Below are 23,671 nucleotides of genomic sequence, written 5' to 3' on the forward strand. Positions count from 1 at the left end.
CATCCCGCCAGCATGGCAGGAGTGTGGAGGGATTCATTCCAAGCGGTCAAGGGAAAGATCAGGGAAATCAATCGATCCCGTGCTGACTTCAGGTCAATCTGACCGCGCCGGGGCACTCGGGAAAGGTTCGGCCGGCCCCGGCCCTGCCCCTCAGGCTGCGGTCACTGAATCGAAGAAGCGTTTCGCTTGCAGGAATGAGGCGCGCTTGGCGGCCGCGGCCGCCGCTGCCTCGTCATCGATGCCCCATTGTTCGGCCTGCCAGTCCTCGTCGATGCGGGACAGGTCCCAGATCTCCTCGACCGGCCGGACCTCCCGCGCCGCCGCGAACCCCAGAACAAGCGATCCGGTCAGCGAGACCAGGTCGTGAAAGGCCGCAAGCTGAAACGGCCCCAACGCATGGACCGCGGCGGACAGACGGTTCAGCGCCTCGGGGTTCTGCGGCTCGTGCATGACGCCCGCGCGCGGCATGAGCCGGGCCCCCAGGGCCTCCTCCGCCCAGTCCAGCAGGGGATCCCACCCCTCGGCCTGGCGCGCGACCAGCCCCGCGGGACTGTCGGCGCGGTAGCACAGCAGGTCGCTGTCGCCATAGGCGGCGAGCATCCCGGCCACCTCCGCATGCTGGAGCGCGACCTTGTCGATCGCGGCATTTGCGCCGCGCGTCGCGGGCATCGTGCGGGGATCGAGCACATCCTCTTGCGCCTCCCACTCCGCCGCGACCGCCTCGGCCAGCGCGCGTGTCGGCACCACGAGGGGCCGTTTCGCGGGTGTCCGGACCGGCCGCCCGTCGAGGGCGACGCCGAACCCGCCCTCGCTCTCGGTGACAGCGACGGTCTTCCAGAACCGCTTGGGGGCCCATTCGCTCATGCCGATACTCCGATTGCCCTGTCGACCGCCGCCGGCAGGTCCTGCGCCACCGCCACGATCTCGCGGGCCTGCGTCAACTGCTGCGGCGGGTGATAGCCCCAGCTCACCCCGATGAATGCGATCCGGGCCGCCCCCGCCATCTCCATGTCGAAGGTCGTGTCGCCGATCATCACGGCCCGTTCGGGCGCGACACCGGTTTCGGCGAGCGCCGTCAGGATCATCGACGGATGCGGCTTGGAGGGGTGATCATCCGCGACCTGGACACTGTCGAAGACGTCGGTCCAGCCGTGATTGTCCATCAACGCCGTCAGCCCCCGCCGCGACTTGCCCGTGGCCACGGCCATCATCATGTCCGGTTCGGCCCTGATCTCGGCCAGCACTTCGGCCACGCCGGGGTAAAGCGGGCTCGACGCCGCACCGGCCTGCACCCGCAGGTCGTGATAGGCCTCCTTGTAGCGGGCGACCATCGCGTCGCGCTGCTCGGGCGGCACCTCCGGGGAGAGGCGGAACATCGCGCGATCCAGCGACAGCCCCACGATGGCCAGCACCGCCGCCCGGTCCGGCGGGGCCAGCCCCGCGAAATCGAAGGCCGCCGTCATCGAGGCGACGATATCGCCCTGGCTGTCCACCAGCGTGCCGTCCACGTCGAAGATCACCAGACGCATCAGCGCAACTCCTCGAACGGATCGTCGGCGGCGATGTCCTCGGCCCAGCCCAGCGTGTCCCAGCTCTCGGCCATGTGGTCGGGCAGCGGCGCCGTCACGGTCACGGGCTTGCCGGTCACCGGATGTTCGAAGGTCATGGACCGCGCGTGCAGATGCAGCTTGCGCGAGATGATGCCCCCCAGCTGCGCCCCCCAGCCGTCGCCCAGGTTCTCCTGCCCGGATCCGCCGTACTTGCCGTCTCCGATGATCGGGTGGCCGATCTCGGCCAGGTGCGCGCGAAGCTGGTGCGTGCGCCCCGTCAGCGGCTCGAGCGCCACCCACGAGGCCCGGCTCGCCACGCGGTAGAGCGTCGCATAGAGCGTATGCGCCCGCTTGGCCCCCGGCGTTCCTTCGACCTCGGCGGGGTGCACTGCGATCATCTTCTCGCCCTCGCCGCCCTTGCCGTGGCCCGGCGCCTTGACCAGACCATAGCGGATCTCGCCCAGATAGGGCGTCGGGACACCTGCGACGAGCGCCCAGTAGATCTTGCGCGTCTGCTTGTGTCGCAGCGCGGCCGTCAGCCCCTGCGCCGCCACCCGTGTCCGCGCCAGCAGAAGAACGCCCGAGGTGTCCTTGTCGAGACGGTGCACCAGCCGCGGCTTTTCCGCGCCGGCCGGGACGAGCGCCTGCGACAGCCCGTCGACATGGCGGCTCTGCTTGCTGCCGCCCTGCGTCGGAAGCCCCGCCGGCTTGTTCAGCGCGACGATGTGATCGTCGGACCACAGCACGCAATCCCGGATCAGACGGGCATCGGCCTCGGACACGGCGTCGCGCGGCGCCGGTTCGGGCGCGGCGCTTTCGGGCAGCGGCGGCACCCGCACCACCTGCCCCGCCTCGAGCCGGGTCGAGGATTTGACCCGCCCCTTGTCGACCCGCAGATCACCCTTGCGGCACATCTTCTCGATCCGGCCCTGCGTGACCTGCGGGAACAACCGCCGCAGCCACCGGTCGAGGCGCTGGCCCGCATCCTCGGGCGCCACGGTGAGCATCTGAACGCCGCTCATGCCAGGGACCTCGCCAGCAGCAGCCCCGCCAGCAGCGCCCCGATCGACAGCGTGACCGAGGCCGCGACATATCCGATCGCAGCCCCCGTCGCCCCGCGCTCCCACAGGGTGACCGCATCGAGCGAAAAGGCCGAAAAGGTCGTGAAGCCCCCCAGCAGTCCCGTCATCAGCAGTGGCGCGAACCGGTTGGCCGACAGTTCCGCCAGCAATACGACGATCACGCCCATGGCGAAGCAACCGACAAGGTTCACGACCAGCGTGCCCCAGGGGAATCCCGCGCCCACGACGCGCAGGGCGGCGACGCCGGTGAGGTACCGGGCCGAAGCGCCGACCGCGCCGCCGAGGGCCACCTGAAAGAGGGTCTGGATCATGCGCGGGTCATGGCCCCAAGGGCGGACGGAGTCAATCCGATGGCGACCGCGGAGGGGGACGCTGTCCCCCGCGCGTCAAAGCCGGTGGCTTTGCCGCACCCCCCTGGAGTATTTCCGGCAAGATGAAGCAGGGGCGCCGGTCACTCCCCCTGCCGCTTCGCCCTCAGCCTGGCGAAATAGTCGAGCCGTTTCTTCAGATCGCGTTCGAACCCGCGTTCCACCGGCTGGTACAGGTCGGGGCGCGCGACACCGTCGGGAAAGTAGGTCTGCCCGGAAAAGGCGTCCTCGGCATCGTGGTCATAGGCATAGCCCGCCCCGTAGCCCTGGTCCTTCATCATGCCCGTGGGGGCGTTCAGGATGTGCTTGGGCGGCATGGCGCTTCCGGTCTTCTTCGCCAGCGCCATCGCGCCCTTGTAGGCGGCGTATCCCGCGTTGGATTTCGGCGCGAGCGCCAGATAGATCACCGCCTGCGCCAGCGCCAGTTCCCCCTCTGGCGAGCCCAGGCGCTCGTAGATCTGCCAGGCCTCGAGGCAGATGCCCTGCGCCTGCGGATCGGCCAGCCCGATATCCTCGACCGCCATGCGGGTGATCCGGCGGGCCAGGAACCGCGGGTCCTCGCCCCCCGCCAGCATCCGCCCGAACCAGTAGAGCGCCGCGTCCGGGTCCGAGCCGCGCACCGATTTGTGCAGCGCCGAGATCAGGTTGTAATGCTCTTCGCCGGACTTGTCGTATTTCGCCGCCCGCCGCATCAGCCGTGTCGAGAGTTCCTCGGGCGTCAGGGGCGCCTTGACCCGCCAGGCCGCGACCTGTTCCACCAGGTTGAGCAGCGCCCGCCCGTCACCATCGGCCATCTCGCGCAGCGTGGCCCGGGCGGCGTCGGTCAGCTCAAGCTCCTGCCCGATCTCCGCCTCGGCCCGCTGCAACAGCCGCTCCAGATCCTCGGGCCCCAGCCGCTCCAGCACCAGCACCTGCGCCCGGCTCAGCAGCGCGGCGTTCAGCTCGAACGAGGGGTTCTCGGTCGTGGCGCCGACCAGAAGGATCGTCCCGTCCTCCATATGCGGCAGGAACCCGTCCTGCTGCGCCTTGTTGAAGCGGTGGATCTCGTCGACGAAGAGCAGCGTGCCCTGCCCCGCCCGGCGCCGCTGTATCGCCGCCTCGAAGACCTTCTTGAGATCGGCCACCCCGCTGAAGATCGCCGAGATCTGGATGAACTCCAGGTCGGTCTCGTCCGCCAGCAACCGGGCGATCGTCGTCTTGCCGACGCCCGGGGGGCCCCAGAACACCAGCGACGAGAGGCTGCCCGAGGCCAGCATCACCCCGAGCGGCGCCTCGGGACCCAGCACCTGTTCCTGACCGATGACATCGGCAAGCCGCCGGGGCCGCAGCCGGTCCGCCAGGGGGCGCGGCGCGGTCTGCTCGGCCCCGGGTTGGTCGAAGAGGTCCGTCACAGCCGCAGCCGCAGGGTCATCCGCCGTCCGCCCCGGACAAGCCCGATGTCGAGCCGCCGCTCGGCCGTGGACAGCACCTCGGCCAGCGCGGCGCTCTCCGTCACCGTCGCACCATTGACCCGCTGGACCACATCGCCGGTCAGCAGCCCGACCCGCCCGCCGAAGGGGCCGGAATCGGCGATGAGGACCCCCTCGACGCCGGGCTCCAGCCCGTGTTCCGCCGCGACCGCCGGATTGACGGTCTCGAGCCGGAGGCCTGGGATCGCGCTGCCGGGGCCGGTGGTCAGGGGGTTGCGGGGCGGCGCGTCGGGCGCGGCGATCAGCCGGACATCCACCGATCTCTCGCGCCCGCCGCGAACGTAGCCGACCCTCGCCTTGGCGCCGAGCCCGGCCACTGACATGCGGAAGATCATCTCGGGCGGCGTATTCACGCTCATCCCGTCGACCGAGGTTATGACGTCGCCGGTCTCAAGCCCCGCCTCGGCGAAGGGGCTGGCCGGGTGCAGCGCCGCAACGATCACGCCGCCGGGCCGGTCCAGGCCGAGCGTCTCGGCCATGCCCGCGTCGACCTCCTGCCCGGTCATCCCGGCCCAGGGCCGTTCGAACCGCGTCTTCCCCGCCTGCGCCTGGTCCACGAACTGCGCCACGAGCGCCGAGGGGATGGCGAATCCGATACCGTTCGATCCGCCCGACCGGGTCAGGATCGAGGTGTTCACCCCGATCAATTCGCCGTTCAGGTCGATCAGCGCGCCGCCGGAATTGCCCGGATTGATCGGCGCGTCGGTCTGGATGAAATAGCCCCGGCCATTGCCGGTGGCGGTGCCCGATCTGGCGAGGCCGGAGACGATCCCCGAGGAGACCGTCTGCCCCACGCCGAAGGGATTGCCGATGGCCAGGACCAGTTCCCCCACCTCGACGCTGTCGCTGTCCCTGAGATCGAGATGCGCCATCCCCCCGGGCGCCCCCTCGATCCGCAGGATGGCGAGGTCCGATTCCGCATCCGCGAGAAGGACCCGGGCCGAGAACTCGCGCCGGTCGTTCAGAACCACCCGGATATCCTCGGCCTGCCCTACCACATGGTAATTCGACACGACGATGCCGTCGTCGCTCAGCACGACGCCCGAGCCGAGCGAATTCTGCACCTGCGGCCGGACCTGGCCGAAATCGCGGAAGAAGTCGCGGAAAAAGGGATCGTCGGCAAAGGGCGAGCGTCGCTGTTCCACCACCCGGCGCGCGTAGATGTTCACCACCGCCGGCGCCGCCTTTCTGACCACCGGCGCAAAGGACAGCGCGATCTCGGCGCGGCTGCGCGGGATCAGGCTCTGCGCCTCGACCGGCGCCGTGGAAACGGCGGCCAGAGCGAGGACGAGCAAGGCTTGGAACAGGGGCTTCATCATGCGCAGATATGCGGAGCGCGGGCCCGGAATGCAAGCCGGCCGGAAACGCGAAAGCCCCGCCGGATCGGGCGGGGCCTTGCAAGGGATCGGTCGGGGCGGCTTACGCCTCGCCGGCCTCTTCGGCGGCCAGGCGCGCCTTGTCGCCGGCGCCCTTTGCATCGACGTCGCGTTCGACAAATTCGATGATCGCCATGGGCGCCATGTCGCCGTAGCGGAAGCCGGCTTTCATGATTCGAACATAACCGCCGTTGCGTTCGGCATAGCGGGGGCCCAGGACCTCGAAGAGTTTCTTCACCGCCTCGTCCTGCTGCACGCGCGACTGCGCGATGCGGCGGGAATGCAGATCGCCCTTCTTGGCGAGGGTGATCAGCTTTTCCACGATCGGGCGGAGTTCCTTGGCCTTCGGCAAGGTGGTCTTGATCTGCTCATGTTCGATGAGCGAGGCGGACATGTTGGTGAACATCGCCTTGCGGTGTTCGTGGGTCCGGTTCAGGCGGCGATAGCCACGTGTGTGACGCATGGGTCTTCTCCATTTGTTGCCCTCTACGGGCGGTTTTGCTTTGTCCGGCCGGCGATGCGTGTGTCACCGGCTCTCCTTGGGGAACACGTCCCGGGCTTGCCCCGGGACCTCCCGTCCTGTCTGCCGAAGCCGTCCGCAGGCGTCATCGGCACGAGACCCCGGATCAGGTCCGGGGTCGAAGACCAGTCAGAACTGGTCTTCGAACTTCTTGGCGAGGTCCTCGATATTGTCCGGCGGCCAGTCCTCGACATCCATTCCGAGGTGCAGGCCCATGCCGGACAGCACTTCCTTGATCTCGTTCAGCGACTTGCGGCCGAAGTTCGGAGTCCGCAGCATCTCGGCCTCGGTCTTCTGGATCAGGTCGCCGATATAGACGATGTTGTCGTTCTTCAGGCAGTTCGCCGAACGCACCGACAGTTCCAGCTCATCCACCTTCTTGAGAAGCAGCGGGTTGAACTCCAGCCCGTCGTCCTCGTCCTGGCGGCCGGCCGATTCCGGTTCGTCGAAGTTGACGAAGATCGACAGCTGGTCCTGCAGGATGCGCGCGGCATAGGCCACCGCGTCGTCCGGCGTGACCGATCCGTCGGTTTCGACCTTCATGGTCAGCTTGTCGTAGTCGAGCACCTGGCCCTCGCGGGTCGGCTGCACGTCATAGGACACCTTCTTGATCGGCGAATAGATCGCGTCGATCGGGATCAGGCCGATCGGGGCATCCTCGGGCTTGTTGCGGTCGGCGGGGACATAGCCCTTGCCGGTGTTCACGGTCAGCTCCATGAAGAGCGACGCGCCCTCGTCGAGGTGGCAGATCACGTGATTCTTGTTCAGCACCTCGATACCGGCGGATTCGGAAATCTCGGCGGCGGTGACGACGCCCGGCCCCTTGGCATTGATCGACAGGCGCTTGGGCCCCTCGACATCCATGCGCAGCGAAACCCCCTTGAGGTTCAGCACCACGTCGGTCACGTCCTCGCGGACACCCGCGATGGAGGAGAACTCGTGCAGCACGTTGTCGATCTGCACGGAGGTGATCGCCGCCCCCTGGAGCGACGACATCAGAACGCGGCGCAGCGCGTTGCCGAGCGTCAGGCCGAAACCGCGTTCCAGCGGTTCGGCGACGACGGTGGCCTGGCGCGACGGATCGAAGCCCGGCTTGACGTCAAGCTGGGTCGGCTTGATCAGTTCTGCCCAATTCTTGTGGATCATGTACGTCCCTCCATGCTCGTTCCGCCCCCATGTCCCTAAGGACGAAACACCCGAGGTTGAATGACGACAGGAGGCCGCGTTCGGACGCGGCCCCCCTCAATACTTGCCTGCGATCAGACGCGGCGGCGCTTCGGCGGGCGGCAGCCGTTGTGCGCGATCGGGGTCACGTCACGGATCGAGGTGATGTTGAACCCGACGGCGGCCAGGGCGCGCAGCGCGCTCTCGCGGCCCGAACCCGGCCCCTGCACTTCGACTTCCAGCGTCTTCACGCCGTGTTCCTGCGCCTTGCGGCCGGCATCTTCGGCGGCCATCTGGGCGGCGTAGGGGGTCGACTTGCGCGAGCCCTTGAAGCCCATGGTGCCGGCCGAGGACCAGGAAATCGCATTGCCCTGGACGTCCGAGATCAGGATCTTGGTGTTGTTGAACGAAGAGTTCACATGCGCAACGCCGGCGGCGATGTTCTTGGAAACCTTCTTTTTGACGCGGCGGGTATCACGTGCCATATCTGCTGTCTCCCCTTACTTCTTCTTGCCGGCGATCGGCTTCGCGGGGCCCTTGCGGGTCCGCGCGTTGGTGTGGGTCCGCTGACCGCGGACGGGGAGGTTGCGGCGATGGCGCAGGCCGCGATAGCACCCGAGGTCCATCAGGCGCTTGATGTTCATCTGCGTCTCGCGGCGCAGGTCGCCTTCGACGGTGTAGTTGGCGTCGATATGCTCGCGGATCGTGAGCACCTCGGCATCCGACAGCTCGTTGACTCGGCGGGTCTGGTCGATGCCGGTGGCTTCGCAGATGGATTGGGCAGAGGACGGTCCAATGCCGGTGATGTAGGTGAGGGCGATGGGGACCCGCTTTGCAGTCGGGATGTTAACGCCGGCAATACGTGCCAAGGTCTGTCTTCCTTTTGTTGCGAGCCCGTAACTCCAGGCCCTTTTTTCACAACGCGTCGGCCCGGCATGCAGCCCGGCCACGGGTCATTTCACGAAACACGAAGAGAGGCCGGAATCGGCCCGCAATCCGAGATAGCGCGTGGTATGGGTGAACGGGACCGGGGTCAACCCCTCGCAACGCGTTTTTTCCCGGACGGCGAAGCTTCGCCCCCGGGAAACACACGCGAGGGCCGCACCGGGCCCGTCCGAAAGCCTAGCACGGAAGCAGCCCCGGCGAAAGCGCGATGCGGGTCACGGCGTCACGCGCTTCGGCGCGCCGGTGGCCATGTCCGTTCCGACATACGGCTGCCTGGCCTCTTTCCACTTGGCGAACCCGCCCTCGAGATGCGCCACCGGGCTGAGGCCCGCCTGCAGCGCCTGCTCGGCCATCTTGCCCGATCGCATCGACGAGCCGCAGTAGAAGACGAGCCGCTTGCCCTCCTGTCCGGGCAGGCGGTCCGCGCGGAAGAAGGCCATCGGCATGAGAAGCGCGCCCTCGATATGTTCGAACATGAACTCCTGCGGGGTGCGCACGTCGATCAGCGCGATCTCGCCCTTGTCGAGCGCCTCCGAGACCTCTTCGGGGGTCCAGACCTCGATTTCGCCGCTGTCGGTCGTCTGCGTCTGCATGGGAAACCTCCTCAGAACTTGTTGGCGGGAATCTTGAAATAGCTGTGCCCGTCCGCCTCCGGCTCGGGCAGCCGCCCTCCCCTGAGATTGACCTGGAGCGCGTGCAGCATCCGGTCGGGCAGCGGCAGGGTCGCGTCACGACCGTCTCGCAGCCTGAGAAATTCGGCCTCGGTCACGTCGCCGCCGATGTGCTTGTTATGGGCGCGATGCCTGGCCACCGTCGCTTCCCAGGCCGGGTCCTCACGGTCGCCGACCGGCGGATAATCGTGCCCTATGAACAGGCGCGTCTCGTCGGGCAGCGCGAGGATCGCCTGGAGCGAGTGCCAGAGCTCCCGCGACGTGCCCCCGGGAAAATCAGCGCGCGAAGTGCCGCTGTCGACATGCATGAACGTGTCGTGCACGAAGGCCGCATCTCCGATCACATAGGTGACCGAGCCCAGCGTGTGACCGGGCGAGAGCATCACCTGCACCTCCAGCCCGCCGAGCCTGAAGGTCTCGCCATCGGCGAAGAGCCGGTCGAAGTCCCGCGCCGGATCGAACGTGTCGGGCAGATTGTAGATGTCGGACCAGAGCCCGGCGATCTCCACCACCTTGTCGCCGATGGCGTTCGGCGCGCCGGTTTCCTCGCGCAGCCAGGCCGAGGCCATGAGGTGATCCGCATGGGGATGGGTATCCAGCACCCAGGCGACGGTCAGCCCCTCGCCCCGCACGAATTCGAGGATCTCCTTCGCGCTGTCGAAGGAACGCCGCGCGGAACCCGGATCGAAATCCTGCACCACGTCGATCAACGCACAGGTGCCGGTCGCCTCGTCGATGGCGACATACTGGATGCTGCCGGTCGCGGCGTCGTAGAACCCCTCGACCCGGGGTGAGCCGGGCCCGGTCGAAGGGCTGGTTCTGTGGAACATGGGCATTTCTGCGTCTCCTTCAATCGGAACATATCTTGCTTTCGGAATACTTCAACCGGGGAGGCCGGAAAAACGAGAAACCCCGCCGGCATCGTCGATGCGGCGGGGTTCCCTGAATTGCACATTTCGGTCGGATCAGGCGTCGAGGATACCCTTGATCGAGGTCTCGACCTCGTCCATTTCCGCAAGGCCATCAACACCGTGCAGCTTGCCCTTCGCATAATAGTACCCGATCAGCGGCGAGGTCTGCTTGTAGTATTCCATCAGGCGCGTCTTGAGGCTTTCCTCGTTGTCATCCGCCCGGCGCTTGAACTCGGTTCCGCCGCAGACAGAGCATTTGCCGTCCGCCGGGATCGGCTTGGTCTCGTCATGGTAGACCTCGCCGCAGTTCGCGCAGGTCGACCGGCCCGTGATCCGCGAGACCAGCGCCTCTTCCTCGACCCGCAGCTCGATGACCGCGTCCAGCGACTCGCCGCAATCGCCGAGCAGCTGCTCCAGCGCGTCGGCCTGGGCGAGAGTCCGGGGGAAGCCGTCGAAGATGAAACCGCCCTTCTTCTCGCCTTCCAGCTTCTCGCGGATCAGGCCGATTACGATGTCGTCGGTGACCAGCTTGCCGCTGTCCATCACGTCCGCGACGATCTTGCCCATCTCCGTGCCCGAGGTCCGCGCCTCGCGCAGCATGTCGCCGGTCGACAGCTGGATCATGTCGCGGTCGTCGACAAGCTTCCGGGCCTGGGTGCCCTTGCCGGCACCCGGCGGTCCAAGAAGAATGATGTTCATCGGCGTGCTGCCCCCCTCCGTTTGCCGCGGCGGCTCCCCTTGCCGCGCAGCTGAGATTTCTCGATCAGGCCCTCGTACTGATGCGCCAGAAGGTGCGACTGCGCCTGCTGGATCGTATCCATGGTCACCGAAACGACGATGAGGACCGACGTGCCGCCAAAATAGAAGGGGATCGCCAGTTGGCTACGCAGAATCTCGGGAAGGAGACAAACTGCCGCAAGGTAGGCCGAGCCGAGCACGAGGATGCGGTTCGCGACATATTCCAAATATTCCGCGGTCTTAGGCCCGGGGCGGATCCCCGGCACGAAGCCGTTCTGGTTCTTCAGGTTGTCCGCCACGTCCTCGGGTTTGAACGACACGTTGAACGTGTAGAAATACGCGAAAAAGACGATCATCGCCGTGAAGAACAGCAGGTAGAGCGGCTGACCCGGTCCGAAATAGGCAAGCACGGTGGACATGACCGGCGAGGTCTGGTTGCCCGAGAAGGTCGAGATCGTGACCGGCAGCAACAGCAGCGACGAGGCGAAGATCGCCGGGATCACGCCCGCCGGGTTCACCTTGATCGGAAGGTGCGAGGACCCGCCGTCATAGACCTTCATGCCGACCTGGCGGCGGGGATACTGGATGTGGATCTTGCGCAGCGCGCGCTCCATGAACACGACGAAGCCGATCGTCGCGACCACCATCAGGATCACGCCGACGATGACCGCGGGCGAAATCGCCCCCGACCGGCCCGAGGCGAAGAACTGCGCCAGCGCGGCCGGCAGTTCGGCGATGATGCCGACGAAGATGATCAACGAGATGCCGTTGCCCAGGCCGCGCGCGGTGATCTGTTCGCCCAGCCACATCAGGAACATCGTGCCGCCGATCAGGGTGATCATGCAGGTCGCGATGAAGAACCAGTAGGGAATGTCGGCCTGCACGAGATCCCCGCTCTGCAGCGAGACGGCCAGCCCGTAGGATTGCAGCGTCGCCAGGAAGACGGTCCCGTAGCGCGTGTACTGGTTGATCTTCTTGCGGCCCTGTTCGCCCTCTTTCTTGATCGCTTCCAGCGAGGGCACCATCGAGGCCAGCAGCTGAACGATGATCGAGGCCGAGATGTAGGGCATGATGCCGAGCGCGAAGATCCCCATGCGGCCTAGCGCGCCGCCGGTGAACATCGACAGGATGCCGCCGATCCCCTGCCCCGCGCCTTCCATGAACTGACGCAGCGCCACGCCGTCGATCCCCGGAACCGGGATCCACGTGCCGAGGCGGTACACGATCAGGAGCATGATGGTGAAAAGGATGCGGTTGCGCAGGTCGGTCGCCTTGCCGAGCGCGGCCCAGCTCGTGTTGGCCGCCATCTGTTCTGCTGCGGATACCATATGGATCTCTCTTCAAGTCAAACGCCGCCGGGCCGGTTTTCCGGCACGGCGGCGCTTTGGGAAAACTAGGGGTTATGTAAGCGGCCCGGAAGCCGCCCACAACCGCTTACTCTGCGGCTTGCGCAGCCGTGACCTTGAGCGACCCGCCGGCCTTTTCCACCGCGTCGATGGCGGCCTTCGAGGCGCCGGTCACTTCGATGGTGGCCTTGGTGCCGATCTCGCCCTTCGCGAGAACGCGGATACCGTCCAGCTTGCGGCGAACGGCCCCCGAGGAGACCAGCGTCTCTTCGGTGATGTTGCCGGCGTCCAGCTTGCCCGCCTCGATGAACTTGGCGATGATGCCAAGGTTGATCACGGCGAATTCCTTGCGGTTCGGCTTGTTGAAGCCGCGCTTGGGCAGACGCTGGTAGAGCGGCATCTGGCCGCCCTCGTAGCCGTTGATGGCCACGCCCGAGCGGGATTTCTGACCCTTGATACCACGGCCACCCATCTTGCCCTTGCCAGAGCCGGGGCCGCGGCCGACGCGCATCCGTTTCTTGGTTGCGCCGGGATTGTCGCGCAGTTCGTGCAGTTTCATGTCGCTTCTCCTTGGCCGGAACACCCTCCTGAAGCGAAACGGAGGGGACACGGCATTTCTTGGTTGGTTGAGGGTCCGCCGACTCGCCGTCGGAAGACCACCGGGGGCGTATAGGCGATGCGCCGTGCCGACGCAAGCGCTCCGCCCGTCGCGCGACGCGGCTCCGCCCCCTCCCCTCGGGCCGCCGCACCGAATGGCATTGACTTGGCGCGGGAAACACCCCATGTGCCTCTCATGCCGGAACTGCCGCGTGAGCAGGTACGGCGCGCCGCAGGGCTGCGCGACGGCATTCTTCAACACATGGTTCCCAATTCACGCGGGGGGTCAGACGCCCGCCAGAGGTCCGGCAATTCGGCCGTCCTCCCCGTCGGGCTGCACCCGCGCGGCCTGCCTGCATCGGCCAAGGCCCCGTACGACCGCTGCCGGACAGTCCGGCGGCCAAAGGAAATATCTTGGACTTCAATTCCCTGGGGCTCCTGCCCTGCATCACCGAAAACCTCGCCGAACTGGGACTGACCCGACCCACGCCCATCCAGACAAAGGCGATCCCCCACGCCATGGAGGGCCGCGACATCCTGGGCCTGGCCCAGACCGGCACCGGCAAGACGGCCGCCTTCGGCCTGCCGCTTCTGACCGCGATCGCCCGCGAACAGGGCAAGCCCGAGCCCAAGACGGTGCGCGGCCTCGTCCTCGCCCCGACCCGGGAACTCGCCAAGCAGATCGTCGAGAACCTGCAGGCCTATGCCAAGGGCACGCATATGCGCGTCGGCCTCGTGGTCGGCGGCGCCTCGATCAACGCCCAGGTCAACCGGCTCGCACGCGGGACGGATGTGCTCGTCGCGACGCCGGGCCGGCTGATCGACCTGCTCGACCGCCGCGCCGTCACCCTGTCGCAGACCCGCTTCCTCGTCCTGGACGAGGCCGACCAGATGCTGGACCTCGGCTTCATCCACGCCCTGCGCCGCATCGCCACCCTGCTGCCGCAGACCCGGCAGACGATGCTCTTCTCGGCGACCATGCCCAAGCTCATGGCCGAGATCGCCGGCTCCTATCTCACCGATCCCGTCCGGGTGGAAACCGCGCCTCCGGGCAAGCCCGCGGACAAGATCGAGCAATCGGTGCACTTCATCGCGCAGGGCGAGAAGACCGCGCTCCTGATCGAGCACCTCGACGCGCATCGCGCGGACCCGGCCATCGTCTTCGCCCGGACCAAGCACGGGTCGGAACGGCTGATGAAGAACCTCCTGGCCGCGGGCTACGCCGCGGTCGCCGTTCACGGCAACAAGAGCCAGGGGCAGCGCGATCGCGCCATCCGCGAGTTCCGCGAGGGCGAGGCGATGGTGCTGGTGGCCACCGACGTGGCCGCACGCGGCATCGACATTCCCGGCATCCGCTACGTCTACAACTACGACCTGCCGAACGTCGCCGACAACTACGTGCACCGCATCGGCCGGACCGCGCGCGCCGGACGTGACGGCACCGCCATCGCCTATTGCGCCCCCGCCGAAATGGGCGAGTTGCGCGATATCCAGAAGCTGCTGGGCAAGGAACTCCCCGTCTCTGGCGGCACCGTCTGGTCGGGCGGCGCCTCGGCCGAACAGGGGGCCGGCAAGCCCAAGGGCAACGGCCGACGCGGCAACGGCGGACGGCGGCGCGGCGGCAAGCCCGCCGGCGGAGGCGAGCGCAAGGGCAACGGACAACGCGCCGAGGCGGCGAAACCCGCCGCCCAGCCGTCGTCCGGCAAGGCGAAACCGGCCCGCGGCAACCGCCGCAACGCGCGCGGACGCGGCAAGGCCCGCGCGGCCTGATCGGTTCCGACCGAAAAACATTGCAAAACGACGGGACGGGGCCGACCATGACGCATGGTAAGGCCCCGTCTTCTTTCCGCGGCCCTTGTCGCCGCACTGGCCACGACGCCGGCCCCCCGGTTGAACGCCGGCTCCGGCTGCGCGACCGACGCCATGCTGGTTTTCGACGGCTCCGGCTCGATGGTCGAGTTCGGCTATGACCCCCGCCAGGTCACCCGTATCCGCGAAGCGCGCGAGGCGATCCGCCATGCCATGCCCCTCGTCGCGCCGGTCCGGCGGATCGGCCTGCTGATCTACGGCCCCAACGACGGCGACAGCTGCAGCGGCATCGACCTGCGCTTTCCACCCCGGCCCGATGCCGCCGATCCCGTGATCCGCGCCGTCGACGCCCTCTCCCCCGGGGGGCTGACCCCGCTGGCGCGCTCGGTCGGTGTCGCCGCCCGGGTACTCGACCACCGCGAGAAGGCGGGCATCATCGTCGTCGTCACGGACGGCAACGAGACCTGCGGCGGGCGCCCCTGCGCGACGGGCGCCGCGCTTGCCGCCGAAGCCCGGGACCTGACAATCCACGTCATCGGCTTTCGCGCCCTCGTCGATTACTGGACCTGGGACAACCCCGAGCAGGAGGCCCATGTCGGCGAGGACACCGTCGCCCGATGCCTGGCCGAAAAGACCGGCGGCATGTATGTCCGCACGGAAACCGTCGGTGAACTGGTCGAGGCGCTGCAGGCGACGCTGGGCTGCCCGCTCTACGGGCGGCTCCACATGCGACCGGCCCTGCCCGGCTGAAGCTCGGGCCAACCCGTCGCGCGGGTCCCCGACAGCGGGACCGTCGGTCGCCGCGCATGGCTTGAGACCGATACACCGCCTCCATGCCGGACCTGCCGGGTCACGCCGCCCCCCGCCGCCGCTGCACGTCGTGCAGCAGCGACCGCAGCGCCGGGTCCTCGACCTGCATGGCATCGAAATGCGCCAGCGTGTTCTCGAGATATTCGTAGCTGGTGCCCAGGAACCCTTCTCCGGTCGCGATGTATTCGACCTGCTGCGCATGGCTGAGTTCCACGTCGATCATCTCGGCCTCCGGATCGGCAACGAAACACAGCGCCCGCACCGGCCCTTGCGGCGTCACCGCCTCGGCGAAGGCGGTGTAATAGGCGTGGGCGATCATTTCGCGACGCCAGAGCTGCTCGGTCTCGTGATCGACCCGCTTTTCGGGGATCCGGAAGACCAGCCCGTCACAGGTCCCGCCTTCTGCCAGCCCCGCCATCAGGCCCGGCGCCTCGGCCGAACCGCGTGCTCCGCGCCGGTCGACAAGGCACATGGCGCGCGAGAACCCCAACACCCGCGCATGCCGCACCTCGTCGAACAGGATCGCCGGATCCCACATGAGCGAACCATAGGCGAAAACCCAGACGGGCCCCGCGTGACCTGCCAGAAAGTCCCGGCGCAGCGTCTCCCGTTCCTCATCAGGTCGCCGCCACGGCATCGGCACGCCCCGGTCGATCATGCGCTGATCGAGCTCGGCGAGATCGAGGTCGCGGAAAAAGCTCTGCTCCGGGTCGCGGATCAGCGTCCGGAGCGCGGGATGGTGGCGGAACGCGGTGTCGGGAACGGGCATCTCTTGTCCTTTCGCGACCGCAGCTTCGCGGCAATGCGGCAGAAAGAAAAGCCCCCTGTCGGAATCGAAACACCCCGGCCTGAACGACCGGGGTGCAGCGAAATCAAAGCGTCTGAAGAAGCGGCCTCAGGCCTTTTCCTCGACGATCTCGACCAGATGCGGGATCTTGTTGATCATGCCCCGGACCGAGGGCGTATCCTCGAGTTCCCGGGTCTTGTGCATCTTGTTGAGGCCCAGGCCGATCAGCGTCTTGCGCTGGATCTCGGGGCGGCGGATCGGAGAGCCGATCTGTTTCACGACGATGGTTGCCATGGATCAGGCCTCCTCGGACACTTGCGACGATTCCGCCGGCGCTTCGTCGCGCTTGGGCAGGATGTCGGCGACTTTCTTGCCGCGGCGCTGCGCCACCTGGCGGGGCGAGGACTCTTTCTGGAGACCGTTCAGCGTCGCACGGATCATGTTGTAGGGGTTCTGCGAACCGACCGATTTGGCGACAACGTCCTGGATGCCCAGCATCTCGAAAACGGCACGCATCGGACCACCGGCGATGATACCCGTACCGGTCGGAGCGGTGCGCATCACGACGCGGCCCGCGCCGTGGCGGCCTTCCATGTCGTGGTGCAGGGTGCGGCCCTCGCGCAGCGGCACGCGGATCATCTTGCGCTTCGCCTGCTCGGTCGCCTTGCGGATGGCCTCGGGGACCTCCTTGGCCTTGCCCTTGCCGAACCCGACACGGCCCTTCTGATCGCCCACGACGACGAGCGCGGCAAAGCCGAAGCGCTTACCCCCCTTGACCGTCTTGGACACACGGTTGATCGCGACGAGGCGATCTGCGAATTCCGGAGCTTCGTCGCGATCGCGACCCCGGCGGTTGTCATCACGAGCCATGGGCTCTCCTTTTCTGCGTGGGCCCAAGCCGGCCCGGATTGTCCGATCCCTGGTGAGGCCGAGGCCCCCCGGATCATCGGGGCCCGCAGGCCCTCGGGTGACGGGTGGGGTGACCCCCCACCCAGCGGGGCGTCATCGCCCCGCGGGTGACGTCGGGTGGGGTCCGCCCCCACCCGGACCATCAGATCTTCAGCCCGCCCTCGCGCGCGGCGTCGGCCAGGGCCTTCACCTTGCCGTGGAACAGGAAACCGCCGCGGTCGAAATAGGCTTCTTCCACGCCGGCCTTCTTCGCGCGTTCGGCAATCGCCGTGCCGACCTTGGTGGCCGCCTCGACATTGTTCTGGCCGACCACGCCCAGGTCCTTCTCGAGCGACGAGGCGGACGCCAGGGTCACGCCGTTCACGTCGTCGATCAGCTGAACGCTGATGTTCTTGTTCGAGCGGTGAACGGAAAGACGAACGCGACCCGCGTTGACCTTCCGCAGCTTGCTCCGGACGCGCATGCGGCGCTTCTGGAACAGTTGTTTTTTACTGAGTGCCATAGCTGTGCGTCCTTACTTCTTCTTGCCTTCCTTGCGGAAGATGTACTCGTCCTTGTACTTGATGCCTTTGCCCTTGTAGGGCTCGGGCGCGCGCCATTCGCGGATGTTCGCCGCGACCTGGCCGACGAGCTGGGCGTCGGAGCCTTCCACCACGATCTCGGTCTGTTTCGGCGTGGTGATCGTCACGCCCTCCGGGATCGGAAAGTCGACGTCGTGCGAATAGCCGAGGTTCAGTTTCAGGACATTGCCCTGGACTGCGGCACGGTAGCCCACGCCGTTGATCTCGAGCTCGCGCTTGAAGCCGTCGGTCGACCCCTTCACCATGTTGGCGACCATCGTGCGCGACATGCCCCACTGCTGGCGCGCGCGCTTGGACTTGCCGCGCGGCGTGACGGTGATGGCATTGTCTTCCTGCACGATGGTGACATCGTCGGTGGCGGTGAAGCTATGGGTGCCCTTGGGGCCCTTCACTTCCACGGTCTGGCCCGAGATCGTCGCGGTGACGCCCGAGGGCAGCTCGACCGGTTTTTTACCAATACGAGACATTGCGGACCTCCTTAGAATACGGTGCAGAGCACTTCGCCGCCGACATTCTGGCTGCGTGCTGCTGCATCCGACATCACGCCCTTGGACGTGGAGACAATCGACACGCCCAGGCCCTGGCGGACCTGCGGGATGTCATCGCGGCCCATGTAGACGCGGCGGCCGGGCTTGGAGACCCGCTTGAGCTCGCGAATGACAGGGGTGCCCTCGTAGTACTTGAGGCTGATCTCAAGGGTCGGGTGACCGTTGGCATCGGTGCCTTTTTCATAGCCGCGGATGTAACCTTCGTCCGCCAGCACATCCAGCACCCAGGCGCGCAGCTTGGAGGCCGGCGTGGAGACGATGGACTTGCCGCGCAACTGGCTGTTGCGGATACGGGTGAGCATATCGCCGATAGGATCGTTCATATCTCAGCCCTCCTTACCAGCTGGATTTCACGAGGCCGGGAACCTGGCCGTTCGAGCCAAGCTCGCGCAGCATGATCCGGGACACCTTGAGCTTGCGATAGTACGCATGCGGGCGGCCGGTCAGCTGGCAGCGGTTGTGAAGACGCGTCGGGGACGAGTTGCGGGGCAGCTCGGCCAGCTTCAGGGTGGCGCGGAAACGCTCTTCCATCGGTTTGGACTCGTCGTAGATGATTTCCTTCAGGGCCGCACGTTTGGCCGCGTACTTCTTGACCAGACGCTCGCGCTTCTTCTCGCGCTCGATCATGGATTTCTTAGCCATATCTAAATCTCCCGCGATTAGCTGTTGAAGGGCATGTTGAAGTGCTTCAACAGCGCCTTGGCTTCCGCGTCGGTCTTCGCGGTGGTTGCGATCACGATGTCCAGGCCCCAGACCTCGTCGACCTTGTCGAAGTTGATCTCGGGGAACACGATGTGTTCCTTCATGCCCATGGCATAGTTGCCGCGACCATCGAACGACTTGCCCGACACGCCGCGGAAGTCGCGGATACGGGGCATTGCGATGGTGATCAGACGATCGAGGAATTCGTACATCCGGTCGCCCCGCAGGGTGACCTTGGCACCGAGCGGCATGTCTTCCCGGACGCGGAAACCCGCGATCGATTTCTTCGCCGTGGTGATCAGCGCCTTCTGGCCGGCAATCGCGGTCAGGTCTTCCTGAGCCGACTTGGCCTTCTTGCTGTCCTTTACGGCTTCGGCCCCGCAGCCGATGTTCAGGACGATCTTGTCCAGGCGCGGGATCATCATGTCGTTCGAGTAGCCGAACTCTTCCTTCATGGCAGCGCGGATGCTGTCACGATAGGCGGCCCTCAGACGCGGGGTGTAGGTCGCGGTATCAAGCATCGATCACGTCTCCGGTCGTCTTGGCGAAGCGCACCTTCTTGTCGCCGTCCATCTTGAAGCCGACGCGGGTCGGCTTGCCGTTGGCATCGACGAACGCGAGATTCGAGATGTCGATCGGCAGGGCCTTGGGCAGACGCCCGCCCTGCTGGTTCTGGGTCTGGCGGGTATGGCGGACGGCGACATTGATCCCGTCGACCACGGCCTTGCCGTCCTGCGGCAGGACCCTGGTGATCTCACCGGTCTTGCCCTTGTCCTTGCCGGACAGGACCATGACCTTGTCACCCTTGCGGAGCTTCGCGGCCATCACAGCACCTCCGGAGCAAGCGAGATGATCTTCATGAAGTTCTTGGCACGCAGCTCGCGCACGACCGGCCCGAAGATACGGGTGCCGACCGGTTCACCTGCGTTGTTCAGGATGACGGCGGCGTTGCGGTCGAAGCGGATGGAGGTGCCGTCTTCGCGGCGAACTTCCTTGGCGGTGCGGACGACGACGGCCTTGCGGACGTCGCCCTTCTTCACACGGCCGCGCGGAATGGCTTCCTTCACCGAGACAACGATGATGTCGCCAACCGACGCGTAACGGCGGTGCGAACCGCCGAGGACCTTGATGCACTGCACCCGGCGCGCGCCGGAGTTGTCAGCGACATCCAGATTGGTCTGCATCTGGATCATTTGGTTTCTCCCGACCTTTGGGGGCTGTTCTCGTTAGCTCCCCCAGGGTTTCGACTAATGGGTGAGACGGCCTTAGCTGCCGGCCGCCTCGTGTTCTGCATGACGCTGGGCGTCCGCTTCCTGCTGAAGCTTGGCGGCCTCGGCGCGCTGTGCTTCGTAGTCCTCGAGCATCGCGGCGGTCATCACTTCCCAGCGCTTGGTCTTGGACTTGGGCGCGCACTCCTGGATCCGGACGATGTCGCCTTTCTTGAAGGCGTTGTCCGCATCATGCGCGCGGTATTTCTTGGACTTCCGGATCGTCTTTTGCAGAACCGGATGGGTGAAACGGCGTTCCACCGACACGGTGACGGTCTGGGCGTTTGCGTCGGAGGTCACGACGCCGCGAAGGATACGTTTGGGCATCTGGATCTTCCCTTATTCGGCAGCCGAAGCGGCTTTTTCGTTCAGCACGGTCAGGACGCGGGCGGCCTGGCGGCGCGCGATGCGCATGCGTGCGGGGTTTTCCAGTTGGCCGGTCGCCTGCTGAAAGCGCAGGTTGAACTGCTCTTTCTTCAGGGTGGCCAGCTCTTCGCGGAGCTGGTCAGGGGTCTTGTCACGAAGCTCGTTCGCGCTCATGGTCATTTTTCCTTTTTCAACATCACCGGGAGGCCCCTTGTCCGCATAGCGGCGGGTCACCCTGATTCCGGTGGAGTCATGATGAGGGGGCCGTATAGGCGCGATTCCCCTGTGTGGCAAGCCCTGATCCGAAGAACCTGCAACGCACGGTCGGACGCCAAGCCCGATGCGGCTTGATACGGCCCCGCCCTGCCCCTCCAGCGGCTCAGAGCACCTCGTGAACGGCGTACTCGACACCCGAGGGGGTCCGCGATCCGACACCGACCGCGACGACCCGGTTCAGCCAGTCGCAGCCCTCGTCCGCCGTCTCGAAATGCGCGGCGGTCCGGAAGTAATAGCTCTCCGGGTCCAGCGGCTTGCCCTCGGCCAGCCGCGCCCGATGCTCGGGACCCAGCGTGTTGATCCCCTCGTAACGCATGTAGATCAGCGCGCCGCCGTCCGTTTCCAGCATCAGCCGCACGTCGATCCGGCCGAACCCTGCCTCGGCCCGGACCCAGTCGCCGCTCACGGGAAGGACACGGCCGCGCAGGCGCGCGCCGTCGAAGGCGCCGCCCGTCACATGATAGATCAGACGTCCCGTGCCATCGGGGCCGCGCATGTCATGCGCCGGGCCGACCTCGAGGGACAGGTCGAACAGGGGGCGGGTCCGGACTTGCACAGGCACTCACCCCCACCTGTAGTTGAAGCTGACGCTGATCCGGTCGTCCTCGGACAGGTTCATCGGCACCTCGTGGCGCAGCCAGCTTTCCCACAACAGCACCTCGCCCGGTTCGGGCGCGACATAGATGAACGGCCGCAGCGCCTCTCGCGCATCCTTCACGCGGGTCGGCGCCGCCATCATCATCGGCAGGCGCGGATCCTCCAGCTTGAGCGCCGAGGCCCCGTCCGGCATGGCGACATAGGTCGTGCCGGAGATCACCGAATGGGGATGGATGTGGCTGCCATGCGTCCCGCCCTCGGGAAGGATGTTGATCCAGAGATCCTCGAGCACCAGCGCCTTGTCGCCGAGATCGAACTGGCAGTGATCGGCAAAGGCCGCGACATGCCGGTCGAGCGCGGCCTCGAGATCCTTGAAGATCGGGAATCGCCACGGCAGATCGGTCAGCGAGGCATAGGAGGTATAGCCCGGATACCCCTCCCTCTCGCACCAGGCCTGACCGGCCTCGTCATCCTCGGCGATCGAATAGCACGAGGTTTCGAGTTCCCCGGTGTCCACGGCCGGATCGAACTCCGACAGGCGGGCGCGGTATAGGGGTGTCGCAAAGAGGGATCGTATATCGGCCATGCCACCCTCTTACCGCCGATCCGGGCGGGGCAACAGCCGCAAATCGCACGAGGCGCCATGGCGCGAAGCCCTGCGGGCGCCACACCCGCTGTTGCGTTTCCCCACGTTTCCGAAAACAATCGCGCGACAAAACGTAATAATTCGCAATGGGAGGATCAAATGCGAAACCACTCAGGGAGCGTGCTGCTCATCGCCTCGCTGGCCATGGGCGCAACGGGGGCTGGCGCCCAGAACAGGATCGACGGGCAGCGGCCCTATGCGCCGGAGCTTTCGGCTTATGGCGACATGGCCGTCGGGGTGCGCACGCTCGACCTGGTCAACGAGGACCAACTCGACGTGCTCGGCGTCGATCCCGGTGCCGACAAGCCCGAGACCATGCCCACCTACGACCGGGAACTGACGGTCGAGGTCTGGTACCCGGCCGCGGACGGCGCCGAGGGCGACACCACGATCCGGACCTACCTGCGCGACGGGCAGACCGAGATAGACCTGGCCGGCAGGGCGATGCGCGATGCGGACCCCGCCGAGGGCACCTATCCGCTCGTCCTGATCTCGCATGGCTGGCCGGGCAACCGGTATCTCATGTCCCATTTGGGCGAGAACCTCGCCTCCAAGGGTTATGTCGTCGCCTCGATCGACCACAACGAATCCACCTACAGGACCTTTCAGGTGTCGGACAACTACTTCGCCACCTTCGGCTCGACCCTGGTCAACCGCCCTCGCGACCAGCTCTTCGTGCTCGACCGGATCGCCACCATGTCGGACGAGGACGGCTCCTTCCTGAACGGGCTGGTCGACGCCTCGACGACCGGGCTCATCGGCTATTCCATGGGCGGATACGGCGCGCTGGTCACCGCCGGCGGCGGTGTCAGCGAGGATGCGGTCAAACTGCCTTTCGGTGCGGCCCATGACATGCTCGCCGTGCACCAGGCCGGCAGCGAAACCCACGAGGCGCTGCCGGACCCGCGCATCCAGACCATCGTCGCCTTCGGACCCTGGGGCCGGAACTGGAACATGTGGGACGCCGAGGGGCTGTCGGGTGTCGATGTGCCCGCGCTGTTCATCGCCGGTTCGATGGACGAGGTCTCGGGCTACGAGAACGGCGTGCGCCAGATCTGGAAGGAAACCACCGGCGTCGACCGCGCCCTGCTGACCTTCGAGAACGCCGGCCACAATGCGGGCGCCCCGATGCCGGTCCCGGCCGAGGCACTGGAACCCGGCGTCAGCGGCAGCGATCACTACCTCGACCCCGTCTGGGACACGACCCGGATGAACAACATCTCCCAGCACTTCATCACCGCCTGGCTCGACTGGCAGCTGAAGGGCGAGGCCGACAAGGAAAGCTATCTAGACCTCGTGCCCGCCGCCAACGACGGTGTCTGGGCGGCCAACGAGGACGGCAGCTTCAAACCCGAACATACCTACTGGAAAGGCTTCGACGAAGGCTGGGGCCGCGGCCTGAGACTGGAATGGATGGAGGCAGGCGAGTAGTCGCACCGCTCCGCGCAAAGCAAAAGGGCGGGGTCGACCCCGCCCTTTCTTCATTCTGCGTAGGGTGGGGCCGACCGCCCAGACCACCTCGACCGCGACCATGTTGTGCAGGCCCAGCATCAACATACCGGCGGCCAGGATCACCACCGAACAGAGCGGCCAGAAGGCGCGGGCCACCCGTTCGGCCAACAGCCCCAGACGGGT

31 protein-coding genes and 1 pseudogene are annotated in these 23,671 nt (G+C 66.5%); 3 read left to right on the forward strand and 29 right to left on the reverse strand.

Translation table 11 applies throughout. The annotated features are described in order from the left end of the window. Nucleotides 1–150: 150 nt before the first annotated feature. The 15 genes from OB2597_RS11715 to rplO form a co-directional block, all read right to left on the reverse strand. Nucleotides 151–864: an ATP12 family chaperone protein gene (locus OB2597_RS11715; protein WP_009805780.1), complete on the reverse strand. Its 714-nt coding sequence runs from the start codon at nucleotides 862–864 to the stop codon at nucleotides 151–153. Continuing rightward, a complete protein-coding gene (locus OB2597_RS11720) occupies nucleotides 861–1,529 on the reverse strand; it encodes an HAD-IA family hydrolase (RefSeq protein ID WP_009805781.1) in 669 nt (222 codons plus the stop codon). Before OB2597_RS11720 ends, OB2597_RS11715 begins: the two co-directional genes overlap by 4 nt. Next, a complete protein-coding gene (locus OB2597_RS11725) occupies nucleotides 1,529–2,572 on the reverse strand; it encodes an RluA family pseudouridine synthase (RefSeq protein WP_009805782.1) in 1,044 nt (347 codons plus the stop codon). The genes OB2597_RS11720 and OB2597_RS11725 overlap by 1 nt, the downstream gene beginning before the upstream one ends. Further along, the gene (crcB, locus tag OB2597_RS11730) at nucleotides 2,569–2,943 is read right to left on the reverse strand and encodes a fluoride efflux transporter CrcB (RefSeq protein WP_009805783.1); all 375 of its coding nucleotides are present in this window, start codon (nucleotides 2,941–2,943) and stop codon (nucleotides 2,569–2,571) included. Before crcB ends, OB2597_RS11725 begins: the two co-directional genes overlap by 4 nt. 140 nt (nucleotides 2,944–3,083) lie before the next feature. Next, a complete protein-coding gene (locus OB2597_RS11735; protein ID WP_009805784.1) occupies nucleotides 3,084–4,391 on the reverse strand; it encodes a replication-associated recombination protein A in 1,308 nt (435 codons plus the stop codon). Next, complete coding sequence (locus OB2597_RS11740) at nucleotides 4,388–5,788, reverse strand: trypsin-like peptidase domain-containing protein (RefSeq protein WP_009805785.1); 1,401 nt, start codon at nucleotides 5,786–5,788, stop codon at nucleotides 4,388–4,390. The genes OB2597_RS11735 and OB2597_RS11740 overlap by 4 nt, the downstream gene beginning before the upstream one ends. A 100-nt stretch (nucleotides 5,789–5,888) precedes the next feature. Next, nucleotides 5,889–6,308, reverse strand: coding sequence for a 50S ribosomal protein L17 (gene rplQ / locus OB2597_RS11745; protein WP_009805786.1), 420 nt, complete (start codon nucleotides 6,306–6,308; stop codon nucleotides 5,889–5,891). A 186-nt stretch (nucleotides 6,309–6,494) separates the two neighbouring features. Next, the gene (locus tag OB2597_RS11750; RefSeq protein WP_009805787.1) at nucleotides 6,495–7,511 is read right to left on the reverse strand and encodes a DNA-directed RNA polymerase subunit alpha; all 1,017 of its coding nucleotides are present in this window, start codon (nucleotides 7,509–7,511) and stop codon (nucleotides 6,495–6,497) included. Nucleotides 7,512–7,624: 113 nt separating this feature from the next. Further along, a complete protein-coding gene (gene rpsK, locus OB2597_RS11755) occupies nucleotides 7,625–8,014 on the reverse strand; it encodes a 30S ribosomal protein S11 (RefSeq protein WP_009805788.1) in 390 nt (129 codons plus the stop codon). 15 nt (nucleotides 8,015–8,029) lie between these two features. Next, nucleotides 8,030–8,398 (reverse strand): 30S ribosomal protein S13, encoded by a 369-nt coding sequence (gene rpsM, locus OB2597_RS11760; RefSeq protein ID WP_009805789.1) that lies wholly within the window; start codon nucleotides 8,396–8,398, stop codon nucleotides 8,030–8,032. Nucleotides 8,399–8,689: 291 nt separating this feature from the next. After that, a complete protein-coding gene (locus OB2597_RS11765; protein WP_009805790.1) occupies nucleotides 8,690–9,067 on the reverse strand; it encodes a rhodanese-like domain-containing protein in 378 nt (125 codons plus the stop codon). An 11-nt stretch (nucleotides 9,068–9,078) separates the two neighbouring features. Continuing rightward, complete coding sequence (locus tag OB2597_RS11770; protein WP_009805791.1) at nucleotides 9,079–9,981, reverse strand: MBL fold metallo-hydrolase; 903 nt, start codon at nucleotides 9,979–9,981, stop codon at nucleotides 9,079–9,081. Nucleotides 9,982–10,110: 129 nt separating this feature from the next. Then, nucleotides 10,111–10,755 (reverse strand): adenylate kinase, encoded by a 645-nt coding sequence (locus OB2597_RS11775; protein ID WP_009805792.1) that lies wholly within the window; start codon nucleotides 10,753–10,755, stop codon nucleotides 10,111–10,113. Further along, on the reverse strand, nucleotides 10,752–12,122 hold the full coding sequence (secY, locus tag OB2597_RS11780) for a preprotein translocase subunit SecY (protein WP_009805793.1): 1,371 nt from the start codon (nucleotides 12,120–12,122) through the stop codon (nucleotides 10,752–10,754). The genes OB2597_RS11775 and secY overlap by 4 nt, the downstream gene beginning before the upstream one ends. Nucleotides 12,123–12,228: 106 nt before the next feature. Beyond that, nucleotides 12,229–12,699, reverse strand: a complete 471-nt coding sequence (gene rplO, locus OB2597_RS11785) for a 50S ribosomal protein L15 (protein ID WP_009805794.1) — start codon at nucleotides 12,697–12,699, stop codon at nucleotides 12,229–12,231. Nucleotides 12,700–13,151: 452 nt separating this feature from the next. Between rplO and OB2597_RS11790 the strand changes: the two genes are divergently transcribed. Together OB2597_RS11790 and OB2597_RS11795 are read left to right on the forward strand one after the other, a co-directional pair. Continuing rightward, on the forward strand, nucleotides 13,152–14,507 hold the full coding sequence (locus tag OB2597_RS11790; protein ID WP_009805795.1) for a DEAD/DEAH box helicase: 1,356 nt from the start codon (nucleotides 13,152–13,154) through the stop codon (nucleotides 14,505–14,507). A gap of 54 nt (nucleotides 14,508–14,561) precedes the next feature. Next, nucleotides 14,562–15,296, forward strand: coding sequence for a vWA domain-containing protein (locus OB2597_RS11795; RefSeq protein ID WP_009805796.1), 735 nt, complete (start codon nucleotides 14,562–14,564; stop codon nucleotides 15,294–15,296). A 100-nt stretch (nucleotides 15,297–15,396) separates the two neighbouring features. Here the strand turns inward: OB2597_RS11795 and OB2597_RS11800 are convergent, their stop codons facing one another. The 14 genes and pseudogenes from OB2597_RS11800 to OB2597_RS11865 all read right to left on the reverse strand — a co-directional run bounded on the left by OB2597_RS11800 (nucleotide 15,397) and on the right by OB2597_RS11865 (nucleotide 21,976). Further along, nucleotides 15,397–16,125, reverse strand: a complete 729-nt coding sequence (locus tag OB2597_RS11800) for a gamma-glutamylcyclotransferase (protein WP_009805797.1) — start codon at nucleotides 16,123–16,125, stop codon at nucleotides 15,397–15,399. 126 nt (nucleotides 16,126–16,251) lie between these two features. Continuing rightward, nucleotides 16,252–16,437, reverse strand: coding sequence for a 50S ribosomal protein L30 (gene rpmD, locus OB2597_RS11805; protein ID WP_009805798.1), 186 nt, complete (start codon nucleotides 16,435–16,437; stop codon nucleotides 16,252–16,254). Nucleotides 16,438–16,440: 3 nt separating this feature from the next. Next, nucleotides 16,441–17,013, reverse strand: a complete 573-nt coding sequence (gene rpsE / locus OB2597_RS11810) for a 30S ribosomal protein S5 (RefSeq protein ID WP_009805799.1) — start codon at nucleotides 17,011–17,013, stop codon at nucleotides 16,441–16,443. A 181-nt stretch (nucleotides 17,014–17,194) separates the two neighbouring features. Further along, nucleotides 17,195–17,554 (reverse strand): 50S ribosomal protein L18, encoded by a 360-nt coding sequence (gene rplR / locus OB2597_RS11815; RefSeq protein WP_040609293.1) that lies wholly within the window; start codon nucleotides 17,552–17,554, stop codon nucleotides 17,195–17,197. Nucleotides 17,555–17,566: 12 nt separating this feature from the next. Continuing rightward, a complete protein-coding gene (gene rplF, locus OB2597_RS11820) occupies nucleotides 17,567–18,100 on the reverse strand; it encodes a 50S ribosomal protein L6 (RefSeq protein WP_009805801.1) in 534 nt (177 codons plus the stop codon). 11 nt (nucleotides 18,101–18,111) lie between these two features. Beyond that, nucleotides 18,112–18,504 carry a 30S ribosomal protein S8 gene (gene rpsH, locus OB2597_RS11825; RefSeq protein ID WP_009805802.1) on the reverse strand — a complete coding sequence of 131 codons (393 nt, stop codon included), beginning with the start codon at nucleotides 18,502–18,504 and terminating at the stop codon, nucleotides 18,112–18,114. A gap of 13 nt (nucleotides 18,505–18,517) precedes the next feature. Then, nucleotides 18,518–18,823, reverse strand: a complete 306-nt coding sequence (rpsN, locus tag OB2597_RS11830) for a 30S ribosomal protein S14 (protein ID WP_040609294.1) — start codon at nucleotides 18,821–18,823, stop codon at nucleotides 18,518–18,520. A gap of 17 nt (nucleotides 18,824–18,840) precedes the next feature. Further along, a complete protein-coding gene (gene rplE / locus OB2597_RS11835; protein ID WP_009805804.1) occupies nucleotides 18,841–19,404 on the reverse strand; it encodes a 50S ribosomal protein L5 in 564 nt (187 codons plus the stop codon). Beyond that, a complete protein-coding gene (gene rplX, locus OB2597_RS11840) occupies nucleotides 19,397–19,708 on the reverse strand; it encodes a 50S ribosomal protein L24 (protein ID WP_009805805.1) in 312 nt (103 codons plus the stop codon). Before rplX ends, rplE begins: the two co-directional genes overlap by 8 nt. Then, nucleotides 19,708–20,076: a 50S ribosomal protein L14 gene (rplN, locus tag OB2597_RS11845; protein WP_009805806.1), complete on the reverse strand. Its 369-nt coding sequence runs from the start codon at nucleotides 20,074–20,076 to the stop codon at nucleotides 19,708–19,710. The genes rplX and rplN overlap by 1 nt, the downstream gene beginning before the upstream one ends. A 174-nt stretch (nucleotides 20,077–20,250) precedes the next feature. Beyond that, nucleotides 20,251–20,478 (reverse strand): annotated as a pseudogene (gene rpsQ, locus OB2597_RS11850) (30S ribosomal protein S17); the annotation flags it as partial. A gap of 12 nt (nucleotides 20,479–20,490) precedes the next feature. Beyond that, nucleotides 20,491–20,691, reverse strand: coding sequence for a 50S ribosomal protein L29 (gene rpmC / locus OB2597_RS11855; protein WP_009805808.1), 201 nt, complete (start codon nucleotides 20,689–20,691; stop codon nucleotides 20,491–20,493). A gap of 205 nt (nucleotides 20,692–20,896) precedes the next feature. After that, the gene (locus tag OB2597_RS11860) at nucleotides 20,897–21,355 is read right to left on the reverse strand and encodes a DUF3237 domain-containing protein (RefSeq protein ID WP_009805809.1); all 459 of its coding nucleotides are present in this window, start codon (nucleotides 21,353–21,355) and stop codon (nucleotides 20,897–20,899) included. Next, a complete protein-coding gene (locus OB2597_RS11865; RefSeq protein WP_009805810.1) occupies nucleotides 21,356–21,976 on the reverse strand; it encodes a TIGR02466 family protein in 621 nt (206 codons plus the stop codon). It lies immediately after the preceding gene. Between the two features lie 159 nt (nucleotides 21,977–22,135). Here OB2597_RS11865 and OB2597_RS11870 point away from each other — a divergent pair, with 159 nt between their 5' ends. Next, on the forward strand, nucleotides 22,136–23,467 hold the full coding sequence (locus tag OB2597_RS11870) for an alpha/beta hydrolase family protein (protein ID WP_040609296.1): 1,332 nt from the start codon (nucleotides 22,136–22,138) through the stop codon (nucleotides 23,465–23,467). The last annotated feature ends 204 nt before the right edge of the window (nucleotides 23,468–23,671 follow it).

Source organism: Pseudooceanicola batsensis HTCC2597 (assembly GCF_000152725.1).
Classification (GTDB): Bacteria; Pseudomonadota; Alphaproteobacteria; order Rhodobacterales; family Rhodobacteraceae; genus Pseudooceanicola; species Pseudooceanicola batsensis.